The 19818-nt window shown below is 65.1% G+C and carries 22 protein-coding genes; 15 read left to right on the forward strand and 7 right to left on the reverse strand.

Translation table 11 applies throughout. From position 1 onward, the window contains the following. Positions 1-28 precede the first annotated feature (28 nt). The 5 genes from ACIA76_RS38525 to ACIA76_RS38545 form a co-directional block, all read right to left on the reverse strand. Positions 29-460, reverse strand: coding sequence for a cupin domain-containing protein (locus tag ACIA76_RS38525; protein ID WP_397159595.1), 432 nt, complete (start codon positions 458-460; stop codon positions 29-31). Between the two features lie 166 nt (positions 461-626). Next, the gene (locus ACIA76_RS38530) at positions 627-1682 is read right to left on the reverse strand and encodes a YdcF family protein (RefSeq protein ID WP_397159597.1); all 1056 of its coding nucleotides are present in this window, start codon (positions 1680-1682) and stop codon (positions 627-629) included. A gap of 420 nt (positions 1683-2102) precedes the next feature. Continuing rightward, positions 2103-3410, reverse strand: a complete 1308-nt coding sequence (locus ACIA76_RS38535) for a DoxX family protein (RefSeq protein ID WP_397159599.1) — start codon at positions 3408-3410, stop codon at positions 2103-2105. 271 nt (positions 3411-3681) lie between these two features. After that, positions 3682-4602, reverse strand: a complete 921-nt coding sequence (locus tag ACIA76_RS38540) for a UTP--glucose-1-phosphate uridylyltransferase (protein ID WP_397159601.1) — start codon at positions 4600-4602, stop codon at positions 3682-3684. Between the two features lie 102 nt (positions 4603-4704). Then, the gene (locus tag ACIA76_RS38545) at positions 4705-5778 is read right to left on the reverse strand and encodes an endonuclease/exonuclease/phosphatase family protein (protein ID WP_397159603.1); all 1074 of its coding nucleotides are present in this window, start codon (positions 5776-5778) and stop codon (positions 4705-4707) included. A gap of 265 nt (positions 5779-6043) precedes the next feature. Between ACIA76_RS38545 and ACIA76_RS38550 the strand changes: the two genes are divergently transcribed. The 8 genes from ACIA76_RS38550 (at position 6044) to ACIA76_RS38585 (ending at position 13372) form a co-directional block, all read left to right on the forward strand. Then, entirely contained in the window at positions 6044-6439 is a 396-nt protein-coding gene (locus ACIA76_RS38550; RefSeq protein WP_397159605.1) for a hypothetical protein, read from the forward strand. A gap of 207 nt (positions 6440-6646) precedes the next feature. After that, positions 6647-7321, forward strand: coding sequence for a response regulator transcription factor (locus ACIA76_RS38555; protein WP_397159607.1), 675 nt, complete (start codon positions 6647-6649; stop codon positions 7319-7321). Continuing rightward, positions 7318-8601 carry a sensor histidine kinase gene (locus ACIA76_RS38560; RefSeq protein WP_397159609.1) on the forward strand — a complete coding sequence of 428 codons (1284 nt, stop codon included), beginning with the start codon at positions 7318-7320 and terminating at the stop codon, positions 8599-8601. Before ACIA76_RS38555 ends, ACIA76_RS38560 begins: the two co-directional genes overlap by 4 nt. A gap of 249 nt (positions 8602-8850) precedes the next feature. Continuing rightward, positions 8851-9162: a hypothetical protein gene (locus tag ACIA76_RS38565; RefSeq protein WP_397159611.1), complete on the forward strand. Its 312-nt coding sequence runs from the start codon at positions 8851-8853 to the stop codon at positions 9160-9162. Beyond that, on the forward strand, positions 9159-9956 hold the full coding sequence (locus ACIA76_RS38570) for a hypothetical protein (protein WP_397159613.1): 798 nt from the start codon (positions 9159-9161) through the stop codon (positions 9954-9956). The genes ACIA76_RS38565 and ACIA76_RS38570 overlap by 4 nt, the downstream gene beginning before the upstream one ends. Positions 9957-9995: 39 nt before the next feature. Further along, on the forward strand, positions 9996-10223 hold the full coding sequence (locus tag ACIA76_RS38575; protein WP_397159615.1) for a hypothetical protein: 228 nt from the start codon (positions 9996-9998) through the stop codon (positions 10221-10223). A gap of 199 nt (positions 10224-10422) precedes the next feature. Continuing rightward, a complete protein-coding gene (locus ACIA76_RS38580; RefSeq protein WP_397159617.1) occupies positions 10423-11403 on the forward strand; it encodes a hypothetical protein in 981 nt (326 codons plus the stop codon). Positions 11404-11608: 205 nt separating this feature from the next. Next, a complete protein-coding gene (locus ACIA76_RS38585; protein ID WP_397159619.1) occupies positions 11609-13372 on the forward strand; it encodes an amidohydrolase in 1764 nt (587 codons plus the stop codon). Positions 13373-13391: 19 nt separating this feature from the next. On the opposite strand, the gene ACIA76_RS38590 is transcribed toward ACIA76_RS38585, so the two are convergent. Beyond that, on the reverse strand, positions 13392-13946 hold the full coding sequence (locus tag ACIA76_RS38590; protein WP_397159621.1) for a GNAT family N-acetyltransferase: 555 nt from the start codon (positions 13944-13946) through the stop codon (positions 13392-13394). A gap of 369 nt (positions 13947-14315) precedes the next feature. Between ACIA76_RS38590 and serS the strand changes: the two genes are divergently transcribed. The 6 genes from serS (at position 14316) to ACIA76_RS38620 (ending at position 18786) form a co-directional block, all read left to right on the forward strand. Further along, positions 14316-15611 carry a serine--tRNA ligase gene (gene serS, locus ACIA76_RS38595; RefSeq protein ID WP_397159623.1) on the forward strand — a complete coding sequence of 432 codons (1296 nt, stop codon included), beginning with the start codon at positions 14316-14318 and terminating at the stop codon, positions 15609-15611. 287 nt (positions 15612-15898) lie between these two features. Beyond that, positions 15899-16765: a heavy metal-binding domain-containing protein gene (locus tag ACIA76_RS38600; protein WP_397159625.1), complete on the forward strand. Its 867-nt coding sequence runs from the start codon at positions 15899-15901 to the stop codon at positions 16763-16765. Between the two features lie 44 nt (positions 16766-16809). Next, positions 16810-17586 carry a heavy metal-binding domain-containing protein gene (locus ACIA76_RS38605; RefSeq protein WP_397159751.1) on the forward strand — a complete coding sequence of 259 codons (777 nt, stop codon included), beginning with the start codon at positions 16810-16812 and terminating at the stop codon, positions 17584-17586. Next, the gene (locus ACIA76_RS38610) at positions 17583-17999 is read left to right on the forward strand and encodes a hypothetical protein (RefSeq protein ID WP_397159627.1); all 417 of its coding nucleotides are present in this window, start codon (positions 17583-17585) and stop codon (positions 17997-17999) included. Before ACIA76_RS38605 ends, ACIA76_RS38610 begins: the two co-directional genes overlap by 4 nt. Positions 18000-18134: 135 nt before the next feature. Continuing rightward, complete coding sequence (locus tag ACIA76_RS38615) at positions 18135-18422, forward strand: hypothetical protein (protein WP_397159629.1); 288 nt, start codon at positions 18135-18137, stop codon at positions 18420-18422. Positions 18423-18474: 52 nt separating this feature from the next. Continuing rightward, positions 18475-18786: a cupin gene (locus ACIA76_RS38620; protein ID WP_397159631.1), complete on the forward strand. Its 312-nt coding sequence runs from the start codon at positions 18475-18477 to the stop codon at positions 18784-18786. Positions 18787-18882: 96 nt separating this feature from the next. On the opposite strand, the gene ACIA76_RS38625 is transcribed toward ACIA76_RS38620, so the two are convergent. Beyond that, positions 18883-19212 (reverse strand): hypothetical protein, encoded by a 330-nt coding sequence (locus ACIA76_RS38625; protein WP_397159633.1) that lies wholly within the window; start codon positions 19210-19212, stop codon positions 18883-18885. Positions 19213-19632: 420 nt separating this feature from the next. On the opposite strand from ACIA76_RS38625, the gene ACIA76_RS38630 reads away from it, so the two are divergent. Beyond that, the gene (locus tag ACIA76_RS38630) at positions 19633-19803 is read left to right on the forward strand and encodes a CsbD family protein (protein WP_397159635.1); all 171 of its coding nucleotides are present in this window, start codon (positions 19633-19635) and stop codon (positions 19801-19803) included. Positions 19804-19818 lie beyond the last annotated feature (15 nt).

Here is a 19818-nt window from a genome sequence, read left to right on the forward strand (position 1 = left end):
CCGCTTCCCGGCGCGGTCTTCGCCTGTCCTACACGCTGTTTCGCGCCATGAAACTCTTGGCATCACCGTCGTCGGGGTTCACGAACACGATGTCGTCGGGGCGTCGACGGGGTACATCGACGGACAACACGACGAAGGGATGCTTTGTGATCATGGGAAATCCGTGGATCTCTCTGCGCGCGAAACGGAGAAACATTCCGGGCCGAGCGTCGCTTTCTTCGCCGCTGAGGTGAAAAACTCCTTCACCGCTCACTATGTAGAGGTGTTCGTCGCAGTCGTTGTGGTAGTGCAGCGGAAGGGTGCGATAGATCCGGAAAATCCTGCTACTGGCCTCGGGGAAGTCACTGAAATAGACGTCGGTCAACATCGACTCGGAGGTTTCAGGAAGCTTGCTGATTTCGGCGAAGACATCGAAGATCTGCTGAATATTGTCGGTTTCAGGTATGAAGTCACCGTCCATGTTTCACATCCTCTCCTCGTGCTGGGCTCTAGATTACTCGAACTCCTCCAGCAGCCGCTGGAGGTTCGGACGGCGATAAACGTCGGTATGAGGCCGCTGGGCGCGCGGTCGGTTGGGCGAGATGCGCTGCGGTGCAGAACGTCCGGTCTATGCCCGCCGGGAGCCGTTACGTGATGGTCGCGAAGTAACCGAGCACGGCCGGAACGATCAGCAGCACGCCGATGACGATGTTGGTGCGGCGATGGAGGGCGAGAAACGCGACGAATTCTCGCAAGAAGGCCGTGAACACGAAGTAGTATGCCGTGCGCGCACCGATCACACGGGCGCGGATACCCAGACGGCGACTCAGCATCGCGGCCCGCAATACGTGGAAATCGCTGGTGACAACGATCATTCGACTGCCGCCGCAACGCAGGCCGCGCCCTCGGATCTCGGCGGCCGTACAACACAGGTTCTCCTCGGTGGTTCGGGACCTGCGCTCGCGGATGATCCGGGGTGCCGGAATGCCGGCGGTGACAAGGTAATCGGCCATCGCATCGGCTTCGGGAACGGTTTCACCGGGTCCTCGGCCGCCGGATGCGACCACGATCGGATCGGCGCCGGCCGCTATCTCGGCCCGGTAGACCCGCGCGGCCCGGTCGAGGCGGGAGGCGAGCAAGGGCGTGACACGCGCACCATCGAGCCCGCAGCCGAGGACAACGAGGACGTCGCTGCCGGTGCGCAGCGGAAGCCGGGCGTACAGCACCGCGTAGACAGTGAAAGCCACCAGTTGAGCAACGACGAACACGCCCAGGACAACGATCACCCCCGCCGACATCGACAGCCACGCGGGGGTATCCGGTCCGGGGTGCACGACATCCCGGATCGCCATGGACAGCACGAGCAGCCCCAGGCCCACGACCGGGGTGACAACGGTGGCGACCCGCATCCCTTCCCGGCACACGACCACGACCGCATTGGCCAGCAGCCCGATGCCGGCCGCCAGCAACACCACCCGCGACAGCACGAAAACCAGCCCGAACCCCAGCAATTCGACCACGGCATGATCAAGCTCTCCGAGCGAGGACACCACCCACGGCGACAGCATCACGGTGACCGCGAGCAACGCGAATCCTGTTGAACGACGCTGAGATTCACGTGCCCGCGGGTCGCCGACGCCTGCCGGGCCCGCCTCGGCCGGGTGACTCCCGGCGCCGCGGGCCGGCACGATCGCCAGATTCATTCGGGGACCTCTCACAAGCAAGCGCACCCGGACGTATCCGCGGTGTGGACGACATCTACGGTCGTCGACCTGCCTGCACGGCCGGCGATAACGGGCTGGGAACTCGCTGCGGACCGGGGTGGCTACCGCGTACCGGATAACTCGGGGCGGATCGCCAGTGCCGCACGATTACCGAACAACCATGCCAACCCGGGCATCCGGGCCCGGTAGCCCAGGCATCCGCTCTGCCGGGTCGGGTGATCGGCGGCTGGTTCGCAGGTTTCGTTCAGGGGAGGCACAGTGTTCGTCGGCACGATCGGCCTTGTGATGATTTCGGGATCGGCGCTGCTGGCGAACAGACTGTGTCTCGCACCGAACCACGCATTCAATCGGAACGCGCGACCGGCGAGGGGGTCCCGGGGGGTCTGTCGAGCCCCCGCGTCAGAAGAAGCTGTACTCCTGGCTCCAGTGGAAGCCCCGGCTGCGCTGCGGGAAGCGGTTCTCGTCGAACCGTTCCAGAGTCACGGTGACGGGGTGGCCTTCGAGTTCACCGTCCAGGCGTAGCCGGTCCGGGCTGGATTGCTGGAATGTGAAGGTACCCAACGGTTGCGGCGGCTGCTGCGACGGCGGACCCGAGCGTGGTTTCGGGAGCGCGTCGGCGGTCGTCAACTGCAGGCGGTGTGCTCGGGTGTCGACGTCGACGTGTGTGGGTACGAGTGTCCCGTCCATGCGCTGGTACTCCATGAAACCGGGGTAGTCGTCGAACACTATGCGCTGCCAGCGATCCGGATCGGTCAGTAGCGGCGGCACGGCCTGCCCGTCGCGGGTGAACTCCTGCACCGTCCAGATTCCGTATAACGGTGGTTTCGGACGACCGTCGCCGTACTCGGACCAGTTCTTCCAGCCGAAGTAGACGAACGAGGTCGACACCCACAGGCACAGCGCAACCTGTACCGCCGCCGCGATCCGTCGAGACTCGACGGTATGGAATGGATACGGTGCTGTGGAGGGCCGGGCTGTCCGGTTGAGTACCAGCACATTCGCCAACCGGCGAGCCTCGGGGGCCAAGAGGACCAGACTCATCAGCATCAGGTGGCCCGACCAGATCTTCACATCCACGTCGAAGGTCATGTCCAGGGTGAACACCATCGCCATGTCGATCAGGGCCAGCAGTGCTCCGGCGATCGCGGTCCGCGGGACGAACAGCAAGATCCCCGCCGTCATCTCCGCCCCGCCGAGCAGTATCTCGTAGACCGGTGAACTGCCGACCTGCGCCCACAGCACACCCATCGGAGTCAGGTCTCCATACGACTGCAGCAGCGACGACAGCGCCGGCCGCTGCATCTGGTCCGGAATCAACTTTCCGGTGCCGTAGTAGAACATCTGTCCGGCCACGACGAGACGGATGATCAGAGCGAACCAGCCCCCCAGCCGCCGGTATTCCCGGCGACGCCGATCCAGCACCGACCAGGCCACCGTCCCGAACACCGCGACTGCCAGCACACAGAACAGCAGTATCCAGTCGACAATCCGGTCGCCACCGTCGGTGGCGTGCCAGCGGGCATCGACACCGAAGACATGCCGACCCACCCACTCGCAGAGGGGACCGAGCACATGCCCGGGCCAGTCCGCGACGGTGCTCGCCAACTGGGGAACGAGCCATCCGGCATACACGAACCAGGCCAACGGCATCGCCAGGCAGATCAGCCCGAAATACAGGAAGGTGAACCGGAATACGATACGAGTCAACCGATTCCAACCCACTCGGTGCGGCCGCGTATCCTCCCTTGCCTCCGGTGACGGCGTTGTGGTGGCCACTGCACTCAACACTTGTCCCTCTCGATCGAAACGACCGACTCGACGTTAAGGAGTGCATGCTCCGGTTCGCATCGGCTCAGTGGCTGATCTTGCTCTACCCCTATGGAGGGACACATCCCTCTCCCGGATGACGAACCCTTCCGGGTTCACCATGTCACCGGCAGTTCGTGCACCCCGTAGACGACCATGTCGTGCTTGAACCTCACGCCGCCTCCGGTGCACGCGAACCGTCCAGGCCGAGTCGGTGCACCAGCCAGTCTCGCAGTGTGTCGGCGTACTCCTCGCGCTCCAACGCCAGATCGATTGCGGCGCGCAGATATCCGGCCGGATTGCCGATATCGTGCCGGATGCCGCGATGCACGACCACATGTACCGGATGGCCCTCGGTGATGAGCAGGGCGACGGCGTCGGTCAATTGGAGCTCACCACCCGCGCCGGGGGAGATGCGGCGCAGTGCGTCGAAGACGGCACGGTCGAGCAGATAGCGACCCGCCGCGGCGAAGGTCGACGGTGCGTCCGCCACGGCCGGTTTCTCCACCATGGCGTTGACCCGTAAGACATTCGGATCACCGGGCACGCGTTCGACATCGAACACGCCGTAGGCGCCGACTTGATCGCGTGGAACGTCGACCGCGCAGAGCACACTGCCCCCGTACTGCCGGCGCACTCGTGCCATCGTGTCCAGCACACCGCGCGGCAGCACCAGATCGTCGGGAAGCAGTACCGCCAGCGACGTCTCGTCGTCCGCGAGCGCCTGCTCGGCCTGCAGCACGGCATGGCCCAGGCCCAGCGGACGGTGCTGGGTCACCGTCTCCACCGCGAGCAGACCCGGCGCCCTCCGGATCTTGTCCACCAGCGCGGACTTTCCGCGCTCCGCGAGCGTGCTCTCGAGTTCCCGATCCTCCGCGAAATGTGCTGCCACACTGCTCTTTCCGGGCGAGGTGACGATCACCAGCCGATCCGCACCCGCCGCCGCGGCCTCCTCGGCCACCAATTCGATGCCCGGAGTGTCGACCACGGGCAGCAGTTCCTTGGGCACGGTCTTGGTCGCGGGAAGAAACCGGGTTCCCAGGCCCGCGGCGGGTACCACCGCGGTGCGGAACCTCGATATGTTGCGGTTCATGGGCAGCCTCACTGGTCGTCATTTCGCCAACAGGGCCGACGCTATGAACGCCCGCTGTGCGGACCATGGGAGCGAGCTCCGTCCCGGCTGGGAGAACGCCGATCAGCTTCCGGCCGATCCGGTGCCCGGAACCGGGTCGGTCAGCCGATAGGTGGCCAGTACGGCCTTGTGATCGGTAACCCAGCGCTGCGGGGTGGCGATGAAGTTGTCCTGGGTATTCTCATCGATCCGCTTGCTGCGGACGATCGATGCACGGGGGCCGACCAGCCCGACCGCGCTCAACGCGAGTCCGGCGCCGGGACTGGTGAAGATGTAGTCGATCCGGTCTCGCTCGTCGGCCTCCGGAGCCCAGGTCAGCTTGTTCACCGGCGCCTCGGGATTACTTGCCGGCCAGGTGAATCCGGGATGGGTCACCGGATTCGGATACTTGGATCGGTAGGCGTCGACGAAGCCCGCCTGCTGGAGTCGGCGGGTGCTTTCCCAGGGCAGAACCACCCCGTTATGGTCGAACACCCGAGCCGTTGCCGCGGTCCAGTCCAGGGCGGAAGGCTCGTTGAAATCCCCGCCGAGGATCACCGAACGCCCGGCGGCCATCTCGGATTTGGCGTCGTCGAGGAATCTCCCGATGGTGTCGGGTCGGCCGGACGCGATATTCACCCGCTGGACCACGGCTGGATCGGTGACCGGTCCGTTGGGGAGTTTCGACCAGCCGTACTGAGCGAATTCGTCGCCGACGCTGCCGGGTGCGTATCCGCGCGGCAGATACGTGGCGTACCAACGGTATTCGAGGTGAGCCGCGTATACGGACAGCGGCTTCCCATCCACCGTCAACCGCGCCCGCGTCATCCATCCGAGGGTGGTGGACGACGACTCGATCGGAAATACGGACAGGACTCCCGTGTCATCGGACGGCGCACTCGCATACGTGCGACCCTTGCGCTTCAAAGCGTCGGCGATGCGGTCGGTCGCGCCACGGAACGCCTCGGTCAGCGTCACGATCGACGCGTCGGTGGACATGATCAGATCGGTGACGAGATCGATTCCGCCGGAGATGTTGTCACCGGCCTGCCAGATGTTGATGTTCAGTATCCGGAGTTCCCGGCCGCTCGGCGCGGCCCGCGTGACGGGCGGCGATACGAACGGCGCGGCGGCGAAAGCGCCTGCTAGAGCGCCCATTCCGACAATAACATCGCGTCGCTTGATCGAACCGGTCACGCACACACTCCTATCAACTGGACAAAATGGACAAATGCATCCTCGAGCGTCGGAGTGGCGTGCGGGTGAACGGAAAACGCCGCCCGCGTGTCACCGGTTCGTCCAGGGTGCGATACCTGCGGTGAACCTGCTCACAGCGCAGCCACGCTTTCACGAAAGTCTCACGATCGTTCGGGCAGCCTGGCGCTCGAAATCCATTCCGGCATGGGGAGGTAGGAGTGAAATCGTGCACCGCTTCGACACCGCGAACGGGCCGACCCTCGATAACGCGGTAGCTGCCTATGTCCACCGGATCGCCAATCCGAACACCGCGCGCTCCTACCGAGTCGTGTTGCGCGGCTTGGTCGACCGGCTCGGGCCGCAGCTGCCCGTGGCCGCCCTCGACACCGAACCGATCATCGATGACATCAGTGAATGGTTCGTCCAGCGATGGGGGTATGCGGCGCCGTCGACACTCAACGTCCGCCGGTATGCACTTCGCTCGGCGAGCGCGTGGTGGCGCCAGCGAGGCTGGATCACCGGCGACCCCGCACGACGGATCCTCCGGCGCGCCGACGAACTGGATCCAGCAGATCCCACCGGCCATCGGCGGCAACCGAGTTCGCCACCGCTTCGCCCCTGAGGGGGCGAGATCCCGCTGTTGTTTTCCGTGACAATTCCGATGATGCGCGGTTCGGGTTTACGAACGTGCAGTGGAACTTTTAGGACAATTGCGTCCTGCCTCGCCCAGAAATATGCGAACCATATGGTCTCGTTCGGTTCGGCGAATAGGGGTCTGGCAAATACCGGAACTTCACGAGCGCAGCGGGATACCCTATTGTCTCAGCTCGTGCGAATTCTGGTGATAGAGGATGACGAGCGTCTTGGCAATGAAGTGGCAGCCGGTCTGCGTTCGGCCGGATTCGCGGTAGACCTGGCACCGAATCTCGTGGAGGCGGATCTGAAGATCGCTGTCAACACCTACGACTGCCTGGTCGTCGATCGCGGCCTGCCCGATGGCGATGGCTTGGCGCTGGTCGCGACCAAACGCCAGGCCGGACAAAGGGTTCCGGTGCTCATGCTCACCGCCCGCGACGGATTGGCCGACCGCATCGCCGGATTCGAGCACGGCGCCGACGATTATCTGGTCAAACCTTTCGCGCTGCCCGAACTGGTCGCCCGCCTCCGCGCCCTGTGCCGCCGCCGGGAGCAGCCGACCCCGGCTCACCTCGTCCTCGGCGATATCGACATCGACTTCCCTCGGCACCGCGTCGTTCGCGCAGGCATCCTGCGATCGTTGACTGCCAAGGAGTTCGGCGTGCTCGAGCTGCTCGCGACGCGCGCGGGCACCGTCGTCTCGCGGTCCGAACTCATCGAATGCTGCTGGGACGAAATGGCCGAGCCCGCCTCCAACGTGGTCGACGCCGTCATCGCGCAACTGCGCCGCAAGCTCGGAGCTCCCCCGGTGATCGAAACCGTCCGCGGCACCGGCTTCGTGATCGGACACCAACCATTCGCACCGTGATCTCCACGTCCGATGCCCGTCCGGCCGTGGCTCGGCTACGTCGCACTCGCTGGCAGCTGACTGCTTTGATCACCGCGATCACCGCGGTCTGCCTGATCATCCTCGGGCTCGTCGCCGCGACCATCGATGCGCGCTCGCGCTCGACCGCCGTGGACGATTCCCTCGATCGCGTGGCGAGCGGTATATGGGAGGCGGTCACCTTGCAGGAGGATGCGAAAACCCTCGACGTCAACCAGATCAAAGACGGCGATCTGGCCAACGGCGAGACCGCGGTCGTCATCCTCACCACCGCCAACGGTGACATGAAGTGGCAAGAGGCCTTCGGGCACCTGCGCTCGTGGCTGCCCAACGACAACGGCCTCGCGTCGCTCGCCGACGACACATTCCAGGATCGCGGGGTCATCTACCGCGACGACATCGACAGCGTGGGCAGGCCCGTTCGACTCGAGGCCAAGGCGCTCACCTTCAAAGACCTACCCGATGTCCAGACGGTGATCATCGCCGGCACGAATCCCGGTGCGCACGACCGTGGTCGCGCACTGCTGCTGTGGGGCCTCGTAGCCGGAGGACTGGCACTGGTCGCCGCATCGGCCGGAGTCGCGCACCTGCTGTCGGGGCGCAGCATCAAGCAGGCGGTGGTGATGGTCGACGAACAGGAACGTTTCCTCGGCGACGCCGCACACGAGCTGCGCACGCCGCTGACCACGCTGCGGCTGGTCAGCGAGCCCCGCGAACGCACAGAGGCCGAAGTGGAGCGCGCGCTGACCGATGCGAGAGCGCTGGGCGACCGGATGGAACGCATCGTCGCGGGATTGCTCGCGCGCGCCAGGATGCAGGCGGGCGTCACCACCATGGAGCGGATACAGCTGCTGCTCGATCAGCTCACCGAGGCGATGATCGAGGAATTCCCCGACAAGAACATCGTCCTGCACGCCGAACCCAGTGTGGTCGTTGGTGATCCGACCCTGTTGAGCTTGGCGGTGCGCAATCTGCTCGAGAATGCGATCACCCACGGCGCGGTGAATCCGAGCGAACCCGTCGAGGTGCATGTCGCACAGGGCCGGGTCAGTGTGCGCGACTATGGCGCCGGACTGACTCCGCCGCTGTCGAGCAACCCGTTCGCGCGAGGCGTCACCAGTGGCCGGGGGAGCGGCATCGGTCTCGCGCTGGTCGCCTGGATCGCCGAATTGCACGACGGCACAGCAACAATGGAGCCGGCCGCGGGTGGCGGCACCATCGCAGCGATCACGCTGCCACCGCCCCCGCTCAGTCACCCCTGAGTTTCTACGGTGTATCCGGCTTGACGCACTGAACGTAGGTCAGTGAAAGGCGTTGCAGGCGTCGGCTTCCAGCTGGTCGACCGAGCGCCGGAACTCGTCACACCCAGTGCTTCACGGGTTTCTCATACTCCTCCAGTCATCCTGTAGCTATCGGTGATGTGGATGCAGTTCCCGCACATCGAAAGACGCGCTCGGGCCGATGTCAGTCGTCCCGATCCGGCAGAGGTGCGCAGGAAAGGACCTCCCGCAATGGCCAACAGCAATCCGGGTATCCGCTCGACCGGCAGGTGCCGGTACGAGGAATCGGCGGCGCGTGCTCCGCTACCCGAATTCGATTCCCGCACAGAGCCACTGGCCATCCCGGCGATCGTGCTCGGCGTGGCCTTGGTGATCGCCGCGCTCGCTTCGCTCGATCACCTTCCCCGCTGGGCCGCCGACTACAGTGCGATTCTGGTCTACTGCGCGTTCTTTCTCTACATGTCGCTCGCGGGCCGGCTCACCTGGTGGGGCGTGGACACCGTTATGGCGCGAATCCGCACCACCCGAAGAAGTCGCCGATGAGTCCGAGCCGCGGATACGGCCGCGCGGTGATCACCGTATTCGGCACGGCCGCAATCGGTCTCGTCTCGGCGGCAGGCGCCGATGCGGCTCTACCCGCTGGGCCACCACAGATAACTACCAACTCCGCACCCGATGGCGGCTGGTGCGATGACCGAATTCCGTTGCTGCTCTTGGCCGGTACCGCCGGGATGGTCGGCGCGGTGCGGACCGTGCGCGGGCAGCGGCCTTCTGGGAGTATCGGGTTACCGATCCCTGATTCACCGGCGTCGATCGATCCCAGTGTGGATAGGGAGTTCGGAACCATCAGGATCTATCTCGGAGTGCGTTCTCAGGCGGAATTCTCCGCCATCGGCCTCACTCCCGATCTCCCCGCCCCCGGACAGCCGGACTACCGATCCTCCGGTTCCTATTGGCGAACGCTTCTGATCGATCCCGATCGAACTCCCGGCTCGATCGGGCCATGGTCGGCCACCGTTCTCGCCTCGGAACCGGGGCTCGGACATCGAGAACTCACCATCGCGGTCTCTGGCGGCAAGAAACTCCGTATCGATGCCGACACCCGGATTCAGCTGCGCATCATCGGCATGCATCCGATCACGGTCATCCCCATCCATCTGGCAGGGCAGCGTGCGCTCGCGGTCACCTACCAGTACCAATACCAGGTGCGAGCCGCCTGCTACGAACCGGGCGACCACGCCATCACCCGACCCACCCCGTGGCAGAACATCCCCATCCACCAGGTCCGGCAACTCCAACGGATCGGTGCCGATGTGCCCTCACTGTCCTACCTCTGACGTGCACCGACTTCGCGGGAGATGCGAGAGGGGACCTCGATGAGCGCAGCCGATGATTTCCGAGTCCTGGCCGTTCTCGCGCCAGGCGGCACATTGACCGTCGATCAGCTGGCGCGCGCTGCCGATCTGACTACGAAGAAGGCTCGTGATGCTGTGGCGGCGCTCCATCTGAAGGGGTTGGTCACGTCGAATACCTCTGCCCGATGGTCGATTACAGACATTGGACAGCGTGCATGGACATCGAAAGGGCAACGGAACGTCCCGTGAGGGGACGGCGCCGGTGTAGTAGACCGTATTCGGGGGCGGATCGTGCGTGAACCCATCCTTGTCGCGGTGCGAAAGATCACACCGATAAATAATCCGTGCGAATGTAGCCTGATAACTCGATTCGAATGGTCACCGTTTCCAGGTTTCCGGCGATATCACGGTTCACGCGCGCGTGCCGGGCACACCTGAAAGGGTCATCATGCGATTCGCTGCATACGCCGCCGCTCTCGCGGCGGGAGCATTGTTCGCCGGGGTCTCGACGAGTATGCCTGCGGCATCCGCCGACCCGTTCGATCCCGGTACCCTCCCGCTGAGCCGATACGCCCCGACCGGCGACCACGAGCCGGTGAGCACGGCGGCGGTAGTCCCGTGCCAAGGCGTGTACGCCGTGGCCGAAGTCGTGTTCCGCCTGATGGGCAAGCCGTCGGATCTGACCTGCACGCAGAACGGACTGTTCGGCGTGGATCTCTACTATCCGAAGGACATCGCCACGATGTCGCGGGTGCCGGCGATCGTGTGGGGTCCCGGTTCCACCGCCGACCCCGGCAATTACGATGCCAGCGCCCGCCTCTGGGCCGGCAACGGCTTCGTCGTGGCGATCCCCCACGACCTGTTGAACTCGCTGCCCGAGATTCCGATCGCGGGAGCGGCGGCCCTGTCCCAGGCCGATCATGATCCCGGCAGCGCGTTGTTCGGCAAGGTCGATCTGAGCCGCACCGTCATCGGCGGTCATTCCGGCGGCGGCGCCGCCGCGATCGAGGGTGCGAGCATCCCGCCGACCGTCTATCGGCAGATCGACCCGGATCTCCGGATCATCGGCGCGGTCCCTACCGAGCCGTCGCCGTACTCCACGTCCTTCCTTCTCGACGTCCCCACCCTGTACCTCGCCGGGTCCATGGACTTCGTCGTTCCGCACCTCATGACGCTGTGGCTCGAATATCCCCTCGCCACTAACGCGCCGGCCTTCATCGTGACCGTGAAGAACGCCACCCATCTCACTCCGCTCGACGATGTGGCGCACAACCCCATGGCCGGCATCACCCTGGCATGGCTGCAATATCTCGTGAACGACGACAAGACCGCGGCGAGTTACTTCGTCGGCCCGGACTGGAAGCTGCCCGCCGATCCCGCGGTCGACTACGCCCTCCGCAACGACCGCGCCGAGCACCTTCCCGCCTGAAACCGAGGGATTCGTCCCTCACCGTTTCGGACACGGTGGCAGTGGGGTGGAACAAGTTGGGTGATTCCGCCACCTGTGTGGCCGTGTGCGAAAGACAATGAGGGGGTTCGTGTTTCGTCGGCACCGCCGCCGGGAGGCCGCTTCGTGAGGCCGAGGCGGGTTGCGACGGTCTCTCGGGTGGCGCTCGCCCGTAGAGAGGTTGGCAATGACAGGCATGGATATCGGGACCCCGGACGGCAAGGCCGATCGGATCTTCTTCAACGGTCCCATCGTGACGATGGTCGAGGATCAGGCGTCAGCTCCGGAAGCGGTGGCGATTCGGGGTGAGACGATCGTATTCGTCGGGGATCTGGCCGAGGCCCGATCGCAATGGCAGGGCAGCGGGACGTGGATGCACGATCTCGCGGGTGCGTGTCTGCTGCCCGGGTTCATCGACGCGCACGGTCATATGGGCGGTGTCGGATTGCAGGCGCTGGTGGCGAATCTGCTTGCCGCGCCGGACGGTTCGGTCGGTTCGGTCGATGATGTGGTCGGAAAGCTTTCGGAGTGGGGGCAATCCGATGTGGGGCGGCGGTCGCAGTGGATCGTCGGGATGGGATACGACGATGCGCTGATCGGGCGGCATCCCACGCGCCAGGATCTGAATCGGGTGTCCACCGAGCGGCCGGTGCTGGCCGTACACCAATCCGCGCATTTGGGCGCGGTCAACGATCGGGCACTGGAACTGCTCGGATACGACCACGCCACACCCGATCCCGACGGCGGTCACATCGGGCGCGAGGACGAACTGGAGCCCTACGGGACCCCCGACGGTGTGCTCGAGGAGACGGCGTTCAATCCGGCCTTCGACAAGGCGGTGGCGGGCTTGTCGCCGACCGACAGTGCCGGCCTCTACGCCGTCGGACGCCACGAGTACAGCCGGTTCGGATTCACCACCGCACAGGAAGGCGGCGCGGCTCGTCAGCTGCTCGATACGCTGCGGGTCCTCCAGCGCACCACGGGATTTCAGATCGATCTGGCCGCGTACATCAAGGCGTCGGAGCTGAAGACCGAGGCGGATTGGGACCGGCTCGACATCGCCGCGAACTACTACCGGGGGATGCGGCTGGCGGGAGTGAAGCTGTTGCTGGACGGTTCACCGCAAGGGCGGACCGCATGGCTGACCGAGCCGTATCTCACCCCACCGCCGAAGCAGGACTCCGAATACCGCGGCTACCGCACGGTGACCGACGACGTCGCGAAAGAGCAGGTGTACCAGGCGTTTCGGCGTGACATCCACGTCATCGCGCATGTCAACGGGGATGCGGCGGTGGATCAGTTCATCATGGCGGTCGAGGCGGCGTGCCGGAGGCTGGGGGAGCCGGATGCCGCGCATCGGCGCCCGGTGGCGATCCACGCGCAGACCGCGCGGCAGGACCAGATCGTCGACTTCGCCCGGCTCGGCATCATCCCCTCCTTCTTCACCATGCACACCTTCTACTGGGGCGACTGGTATCGCGAGACGGTACTGGGTGAGGAACGCGCACAGAACATTTCGCCGACGGGCTGGGCACTGGCACAGGGCTTGCGCTATACCGCGCACCACGATGCGCCGGTCGCGTTGGCCAATTCGATCGCCATCCTGTCCAGCCAGGCCACCCGGATCACCCGGTCGGGCAAGGTGATCGGCGAACATCACCGGGTATCGGTGCCCGATGCGCTGCGATCGATCACCACCAACGCCGCCTATCAGTACTTCGAAGAGAACCGGAAAGGCAGTATCGAAACCGGCAAACAAGCCGATCTGGTGATCCTGTCGGTGAATCCGCTCGCCCTGCCGGAGCCGCAGATCCTCGAATCATGGGACGGCGTGCGGATTCTGGAGACCATCCGCCGAGGCGAGACACGATTCACGGCAGGGGGCGGCGCGATCGCCGCGACCACCGCGAAGACGGCCAACCTCGCGACTCTCGTACAGCACCACTGCTGATTCGGCGCGGATCGCGATTTCAGCCCTCCGCTGGCACAACCAGTTCGGAAGGTTGCAGCCGAAACACCTGGAGTCTGAGGTCGTAGTACTTGTCGGTCTCGCCGACCCACTGCATACCCAACCGGCGAGCGAGCTTCTTCGCGCGCTCATTGGCCGGCCGCATCACCGCGAACAACTCGCGTGCGGAGTTGCCGAACGCCCACGCGGCGACGGCTCGCGCGGCCTCGGTGGCGTAGCCGTGTCCCCAGTGTTCCGGGGTGAACTGCCAGGCGAGCTCGAGATCTTCGTGGTGTGGGGGCATCCGGCGCAAGGTGATCGAGCCCACGACAGCGTCGTCGTCTCGGCGCCGGACCGCCCAGTGGCCGACGGGAGTGTCGGCCACTGCGTCGTCGGTGGCCCACTGTTCGAGAGCGGTCCGCATGTCGGCTTCGGAGTGGATCGGTTCGACGGCGGGGGTGAGCCAGCGGGCGACCTCCGGGCGGCCGAAGATCTCCAGTGCCGCAGGCGCGTCCGCCGCAGCCCAGGGGGTGAGACGAAGCCTCGATGTGCTGAGCAGGACTTCTTCGGCGGCCATGTGCAGCTCCTCGTCGGGTGGTGAGGTCCCTGTTCGCGTGGAACAACAGTCGTCCGACATTACTTCCGCACGAACCGCTCACGTCATGCGGGTGTTACGCGATTGCTCTCGTAGGGGTGTGCTCATTAAGCTGATCTCACAGCGTTGACGGAGACAAGTAGTCCCGGGGATCCCCTGGGATGAATCCACTCCCGAGTGCAGGTAGGAACGGTCGGCCCCGGTCGGCTCAATGACCTGACGGCTTGCCCCCGTGATCGGGCCGAATCGAGGCCGCACTGTCGGCGAAGGCGTGGTGGCACCGCGAGTTACCCTGCTCGCCCACGCTCCGCAGGGTCGACGCCGGAACCTCCGGCCCGACAACGGAGTGGAGTGCCGCCACCGATGCTGGATATCGCGCTGATTCGCAAGGAACCCGAGAAGGTTCGGCAAGCTCTGGCCAAACGTGCGGTGCACGTCGATCTGTCCGCCTTCCTGACGATCGACGGTGAGTTCCGCCGGACGCACACCGAGATCGAACAGCTTCGCGCCGAACGCAAGTCGCTGTCCAGGCGGGTTGCTCACGCGACCGCGGATGCGGGTGCACTCGACCGGGTTCGGGCGCGGTCTCAGCAGATCGGGGCTCGGATCACCGAGCTCGAGGACCGGCTCGCCGAGCTCGATTCCGCGCGCCGTGAGTTTCTGGACCCACTGCCCAACCTTCCGGACGAGGATGTGGCGCCCGGCGGCAAGGAGGCCAACGAGACGCTCCGCATGGCCGGTCGGCAACCGCGGCATGATTTCCCGGCGAAGGACCATGTGGAACTCGCGGAAAGCCTGGGGCTGGTCGACTATGCCCGCGGGGCGAAACTGTCGGGTACCGGTTTCTGGGTGTACACCGGCGACGGCGCCATGCTGGAGTGGGCATTGCTGAACTACTTCATCGAGGCTCACCGGCGCGACGGGTACGAATTCATCCTGCCCCCACATATTCTCGGCCAGGAAGCCGGATACGCCGCTGGTCAGTTCCCCAAGTTCGCCGAGGATGTGTTCCACGTCGGAGCGGATTCCGACACAGCGGGCCGATTCCTCATTCCTACCTCCGAGACCGCACTCATCGGTATGCACCGAGATGACACCCTGCCGGAAGAGGCTCTGCCGCTACGGTATTTCGCCTATTCGCCCTGCTATCGCAGAGAGATCGGAGGGTACCGCTCGACCGAGCGAGGAACCCTGCGTGGTCACCAGTTCCAGAAAGTGGAAATGGTGCAGTTCACGCATCCGGACCGTTCCGACGCCGCACACGAGGAGCTGGTGGCCAAGGCGGAGCAGCTGGTGTCGGGCCTGGGCCTGCACTATCGGGTCAGCAAGCTCGCGGCCGAGGATCTGAGCGGCGCCATGTCCAAGACGATCGACGTGGAGGTGTGGCTGCCGAGCGTCGAGACATACATGGAGGTCAGCTCGATCTCGAATTCCCGTGCCTACCAGGCACGACGGGGGAACATCCGCTATCGGCCTCGCCAGGGCAAGGGCGGCTTCGTGCACACGCTGAACGGCTCCGGGCTCGCGACCAGCCGACTGCTGCCCGCGATTCTGGAGCAGTTCCAGCAGGACGATGGCAGCGTCCGCGTGCCGGAGGTGTTGCACAAGTGGGGAATCGCCGAGGTATTGCGGCCGGGCGTCCGCTGAAACGGCTTCCGCCGGGGCCCGATCCGAATCCAGGTTTCATGTCGGACCGTCTGCGGCAGTTGCGAAGTCCCGCTCCGCGGCGTTCGGGTCCTGCAGCTCCGGCGCCCTGGCCGCGGAACACCGTGACCCGCAGGCGCTGGAACGCCCGCACATTGGTCGAACGGGCTGCTGCGGGACGATCGTTCGTCTGGAACGTCCTCCTGATGTGATCGTCGGATCGAGTCGGCCGACCGTGGACGGCGTGGAAGGATGGAGTCGGATCGGGCAGTGCGAGTAGGAGGTTGCCGGTGACGGGCAGGGAAGGTGTGTGGCTGCCGGCGGCGGCGCGCGAGCGGCTGGCCCGATTCTCGTCCTCCGGAGTGCGCACCTCGCTGCTGCCGGTCGCCGGTGCGGTCGGTGTCGAATCGGTGGGGCTGACCCCGGTGGGGGAGGTCATGGGCTGCATCGTGCAGCAGATCGGTTGGATCGGGGCGGCCGGGTACGGGGTGGGCATGTCCTATTACGGATTGGGCGCGGTGGACTTCGGGCCCTACGTGGAGGCGCTGTATCGCGGGTACGACACCGCTCTCGCCCGGATGGTCGCCGAGGCGTCCGCGATGGGCGCGGACGGCGTGGTCGCAGTGCGGTTGACCTGCGGTCATCTGGGCCAGAGCAACCATGAATTCGTCGCCTTGGGCACCGCGGTGCGAGCCCGGTCCCGGCACCGGCCCCGGCAGCCGTTCACCACGGCGCTTCCCGGTCAGGACGTGGCAAAGCTGATGCATGCCGGGTGGGTGCCGGCCCGGATCGCCATCGGCATCGCGGTTCAGGCGCAGTACCTGGACTGGCGCAGCCGCAACCAGATGAGCATCATGTCCGGCAATATGGAGGTGGCCGGTCCGACCGAGCTCATCACCCGGGTTCGCCACCTGGCCCGGGACACCTTCGAACGCCATGCCCGCGATGCTCACGCCGACGCGGCCATCGTGTCGGATGTCCAGCTGCAAACCTGGGAGCGCGAGGACAACAACGCCATCCTGCTGGGCGCGGAGTCGAAGGTCTTCGGCACCGCGATATCCCGGTTCCACACCGGCCCGCGAGCCCCCGGCAATGCTCTGACCGTCATACCTCTGCGGCCTGTGTCGCAGCAGCCCATCACGAGAAAGCAGAGGTGAGAATGAGCAGTCCCGAAGGGCCGCAGAGCATTCCCGAGGATGCGATGCGCCGCCTGAGCGAGATGCGACCCGGCCAGAGCACCACATTGTTCACCTCGGACCTGAGCGTCAACGAATTCCTGCTGGTCCGTGAGGCCGGCTTCCGCCCGTTGGGTATGGTGCTGGGCTCGAGTATCTACCATGTCGGCTTCCAATTCGGCCGGTGGAGTAAGAATCAGGAGCTGGATACGCTGTCGGGCGCGATGTATCACGCGCGGGAATTGGCGATGACCCGGATGGAAGCCGAGGCCGACGTGCTGGGCGCGGACGGGATCGTCGGTGTCCGGCTCGATATCGAATTCAAGGAGTTCGGTAGCGATCTCGCCGAGTTCATCGCGATCGGTACCGCGGTGAAGGCCGACGAGCCGGGCGCCTGGCGGAACAACCGGAACAAACCGTTCACCTCCGATCTGTCCGGCCAGGACTTCTGGACGCTGATTCAGTCCGGATATGCGCCGCTGGGCATGGTGATGGGTACGTGCGTGTATCACATTGCGCATCAACGGTTTTGGCAGGCGATGGGCAATATCGGACAGAATGTGGAGATCCCGCAGTTCACCGAGGCGCTCTACGACGCGCGTGAGCTTGCCATGTCCCGGATGCAGGCGGAGGCGGAGAGCCTGCACGCGGAGGGCATCGTCGGGGTACAGCTGCTGTCGCTGCCGCACCGCTGGGGCGGGCACACCACCGAATTCTTCTCCATCGGTACCGCCATTCGGCCGTTGCGCGACGACCACCACATCGCCAAGCCGCAACTCGTGCTGCCGCTGGTGGACTCATGACCGACGGAGGGCTCAGCCCGCTCTGGGATATGCACATGATGATCGCGACGCTGCGGGCCGACCGCAGCGACGTCGAATCCTATGGTCGAGTCCTGACCACTGTATTGGGCGACGCACTGCCCGAGGGCATGGTCGAGGTGGACTATCGGCGCACGATGGCCGACCGGATGAGCGGCAAGCCCGGTCAGGCCGTCGCCGTCCGGGTGCACGCGCCGGAGCGGGAACTCGAACTGCGCCAGGGTCGGCGCGGCGGTGTCGAGGCCGAGGTGCGCAGCGTCGTGCGCGGTGTGGTGATCAGCCGCAGGCAGATCGATATCGACGAGTGGCTCGTGGTATTGGCCGAGGAGCTGAACAAACTGGCCGCCCGCGACGCCGCCGCCCGCGAGGTGCTCGCCCAGCTATTCAACGGCTGAACTCACCACGCCGGGCGGCGACATCGCGTCCACCGCTCCGAGCAGGGGAATGAGGCCGATTCGGAAGGCTGACGTTTCGCGAAGCAGCCAATGGCTATTCGTGGGAGAACGCCGTCAGCGGGAAGGAACCAGACCATGTTGATGCTCACCCCCACTGCCATCGAGGTCGTTCGTAGTATCACCTCCGCGGACGGCACCCCCTTCGATGCCGGGCTGCGCATCTCCATGACGGGCGGCGCCAAGACCCTGCGACTCGCGGTCACCGCGACGCCGGGCGAATACGACCGTGTCCTGGATGTCGAAGGATCACGGATCTTCCTGGACCAGCGGGCCGCCGCATTTCTGGACGACAGAGTCCTCGACACCGGAGTCGACCCCAACGGTGAGGACGGCTTCGTCTTCACCCAGCAGAGCCGGACCTGAATCGGATCCTCGTCATTGTGACCGAGGCGGTCGTGGGTGGCATGATCCGGCTGTGCGTTTCCTCGATGCGGGTGAGTTCACCGCTGATCGTCCATGGGGTGCTGTCGATATCACCGAGATCGACACCGCCACGGTCCGGCTGCATTGGACCGATCGGCCCTACATCTGGCATGTCAACGACGGTCCGGAAGTGTTCGTGGTATTAGATGGCGCCGTCGACATGCATTACCGCGAGCAGGGCGAGGAACGGGTGCAACGGCTGACTCCCGGACAGATCTGCTTTGCCGAGGTCGGCGATGAGCATGTCGCGCACCCGGTCCCGGAGGCGCGGATTCTGGTGATCGAGCGCAAGGGCAGCATCTGAGCCCACACGGTGAGCAGCGCCGTTGCACTACAGCCTATTTCAGCTTGTCGCTGCCCAGTTTCAGTGCCTGGCCGCCGGTGGCGACGAGTCTGTCGGTTAGCCGCTGCCGAACGGGGACATCGGTGCGGGAGGCGGCGGGGAATAGTCGCGGTCGTGGTGCCACTGCCACTGACCGCCGTTGCCATGCTGCTCCCAGTGGCCGCGACCTCCGTCGCAGTCACCCATCTGCCATTGGCCTCGGTTCTGTTGCCAACTGAATTGGCCGGAGTGGTCGCAGTCTTGTTGCCAGCCATTGTCGTCCACCAACGTCAGTGGTGCGGCCAGCACCGGCGCGACGAACACGCCCATCGGTAACACGGCGAGCGATCCCGTCACAATAATCCGGGCCAGCACACGGCGTGCGGGTAGTTTCGTGGAAACAGTCATGATCGTTCCTCGATTTCGGCACGGCCATAAAAGCGTCAGGAAGTGGCACCTTCGACCGATGTGCGGGGACCAGGCACATACGCTGTGTCGCTCTACTGGCGAGTTCGTGACCGACGTATGGAGTCCAGGACCACTGCTGTGCGGCCCAAGGACGGATCGATGCTCGGTCCGCCCACAGTCTAGACCCGCCGCAACGCCATCTAGTCCCAATGTCATGCCCTAACCTCCGAGTGTCCTGTCCGAAGCCGTGAATCCGTTGCGAGACAAGTTGTCTCGGCCGGTCTGATCATGACACCTACCACCGTAGGCCTACAGTGTTGACACCCGGCGGGTAGGAGCGTCTACTTGAGGTCTGCCGGATCCGATTCGAGGACCGAATTCACCATCGGCCCGCGGTCTCCGGCGGGATGGGAGCACGGAATGACCAACGCGATGTTCACGCACAGGTACAAAGCCGGCAAAGGCATGATCACGAGACTCTTCGGCAGATTCACCGGGAACTCTCGCATGGAGACCGAAGGACGCGCAGATCAGGTCTCCGGCGATCTCGGACAGGCTGGGGGGAAGGTGAAGAAAGCCTTCGAGCACTGACCTGAACACCCTTCT

The organism is Nocardia sp. NPDC051570 (genome assembly GCF_044454005.1).
Taxonomy (GTDB): Bacteria; Actinomycetota; Actinomycetes; order Mycobacteriales; family Mycobacteriaceae; genus Nocardia.

What these genes read in the sequence shown, in the direction of transcription:
- ACIA76_RS38615 (WP_397159629.1), top strand. Translation starts at nt 18,135, where the DNA reads ATGTTGATGCTCACCCCCACTGCCATCGAGGTCGTTCGTAGTATCACC.
- ACIA76_RS38580 (WP_397159617.1), top strand. Translation starts at nt 10,423, where the DNA reads ATGCGATTCGCTGCATACGCCGCCGCTCTCGCGGCGGGAGCATTGTTC.
- ACIA76_RS38605 (WP_397159751.1), top strand. Translation starts at nt 16,810, where the DNA reads ATGCGCCGCCTGAGCGAGATGCGACCCGGCCAGAGCACCACATTGTTC.
- ACIA76_RS38570 (WP_397159613.1), top strand. Translation starts at nt 9,159, where the DNA reads ATGAGTCCGAGCCGCGGATACGGCCGCGCGGTGATCACCGTATTCGGC.
- ACIA76_RS38610 (WP_397159627.1), top strand. Translation starts at nt 17,583, where the DNA reads ATGACCGACGGAGGGCTCAGCCCGCTCTGGGATATGCACATGATGATC.
- ACIA76_RS38625 (WP_397159633.1), bottom strand. Translation starts at nt 19,212, where the DNA reads ATGACTGTTTCCACGAAACTACCCGCACGCCGTGTGCTGGCCCGGATT.
- ACIA76_RS38630 (WP_397159635.1), top strand. Translation starts at nt 19,633, where the DNA reads ATGACCAACGCGATGTTCACGCACAGGTACAAAGCCGGCAAAGGCATG.
- ACIA76_RS38545 (WP_397159603.1), bottom strand. Translation starts at nt 5,778, where the DNA reads ATGGGCGCTCTAGCAGGCGCTTTCGCCGCCGCGCCGTTCGTATCGCCG.
- ACIA76_RS38530 (WP_397159597.1), bottom strand. Translation starts at nt 1,682, where the DNA reads ATGAATCTGGCGATCGTGCCGGCCCGCGGCGCCGGGAGTCACCCGGCC.
- ACIA76_RS38585 (WP_397159619.1), top strand. Translation starts at nt 11,609, where the DNA reads ATGACAGGCATGGATATCGGGACCCCGGACGGCAAGGCCGATCGGATC.
- ACIA76_RS38540 (WP_397159601.1), bottom strand. Translation starts at nt 4,602, where the DNA reads ATGAACCGCAACATATCGAGGTTCCGCACCGCGGTGGTACCCGCCGCG.
- ACIA76_RS38590 (WP_397159621.1), bottom strand. Translation starts at nt 13,946, where the DNA reads ATGGCCGCCGAAGAAGTCCTGCTCAGCACATCGAGGCTTCGTCTCACC.
- ACIA76_RS38575 (WP_397159615.1), top strand. Translation starts at nt 9,996, where the DNA reads ATGAGCGCAGCCGATGATTTCCGAGTCCTGGCCGTTCTCGCGCCAGGC.
- ACIA76_RS38525 (WP_397159595.1), bottom strand. Translation starts at nt 460, where the DNA reads ATGGACGGTGACTTCATACCTGAAACCGACAATATTCAGCAGATCTTC.
- ACIA76_RS38565 (WP_397159611.1), top strand. Translation starts at nt 8,851, where the DNA reads ATGGCCAACAGCAATCCGGGTATCCGCTCGACCGGCAGGTGCCGGTAC.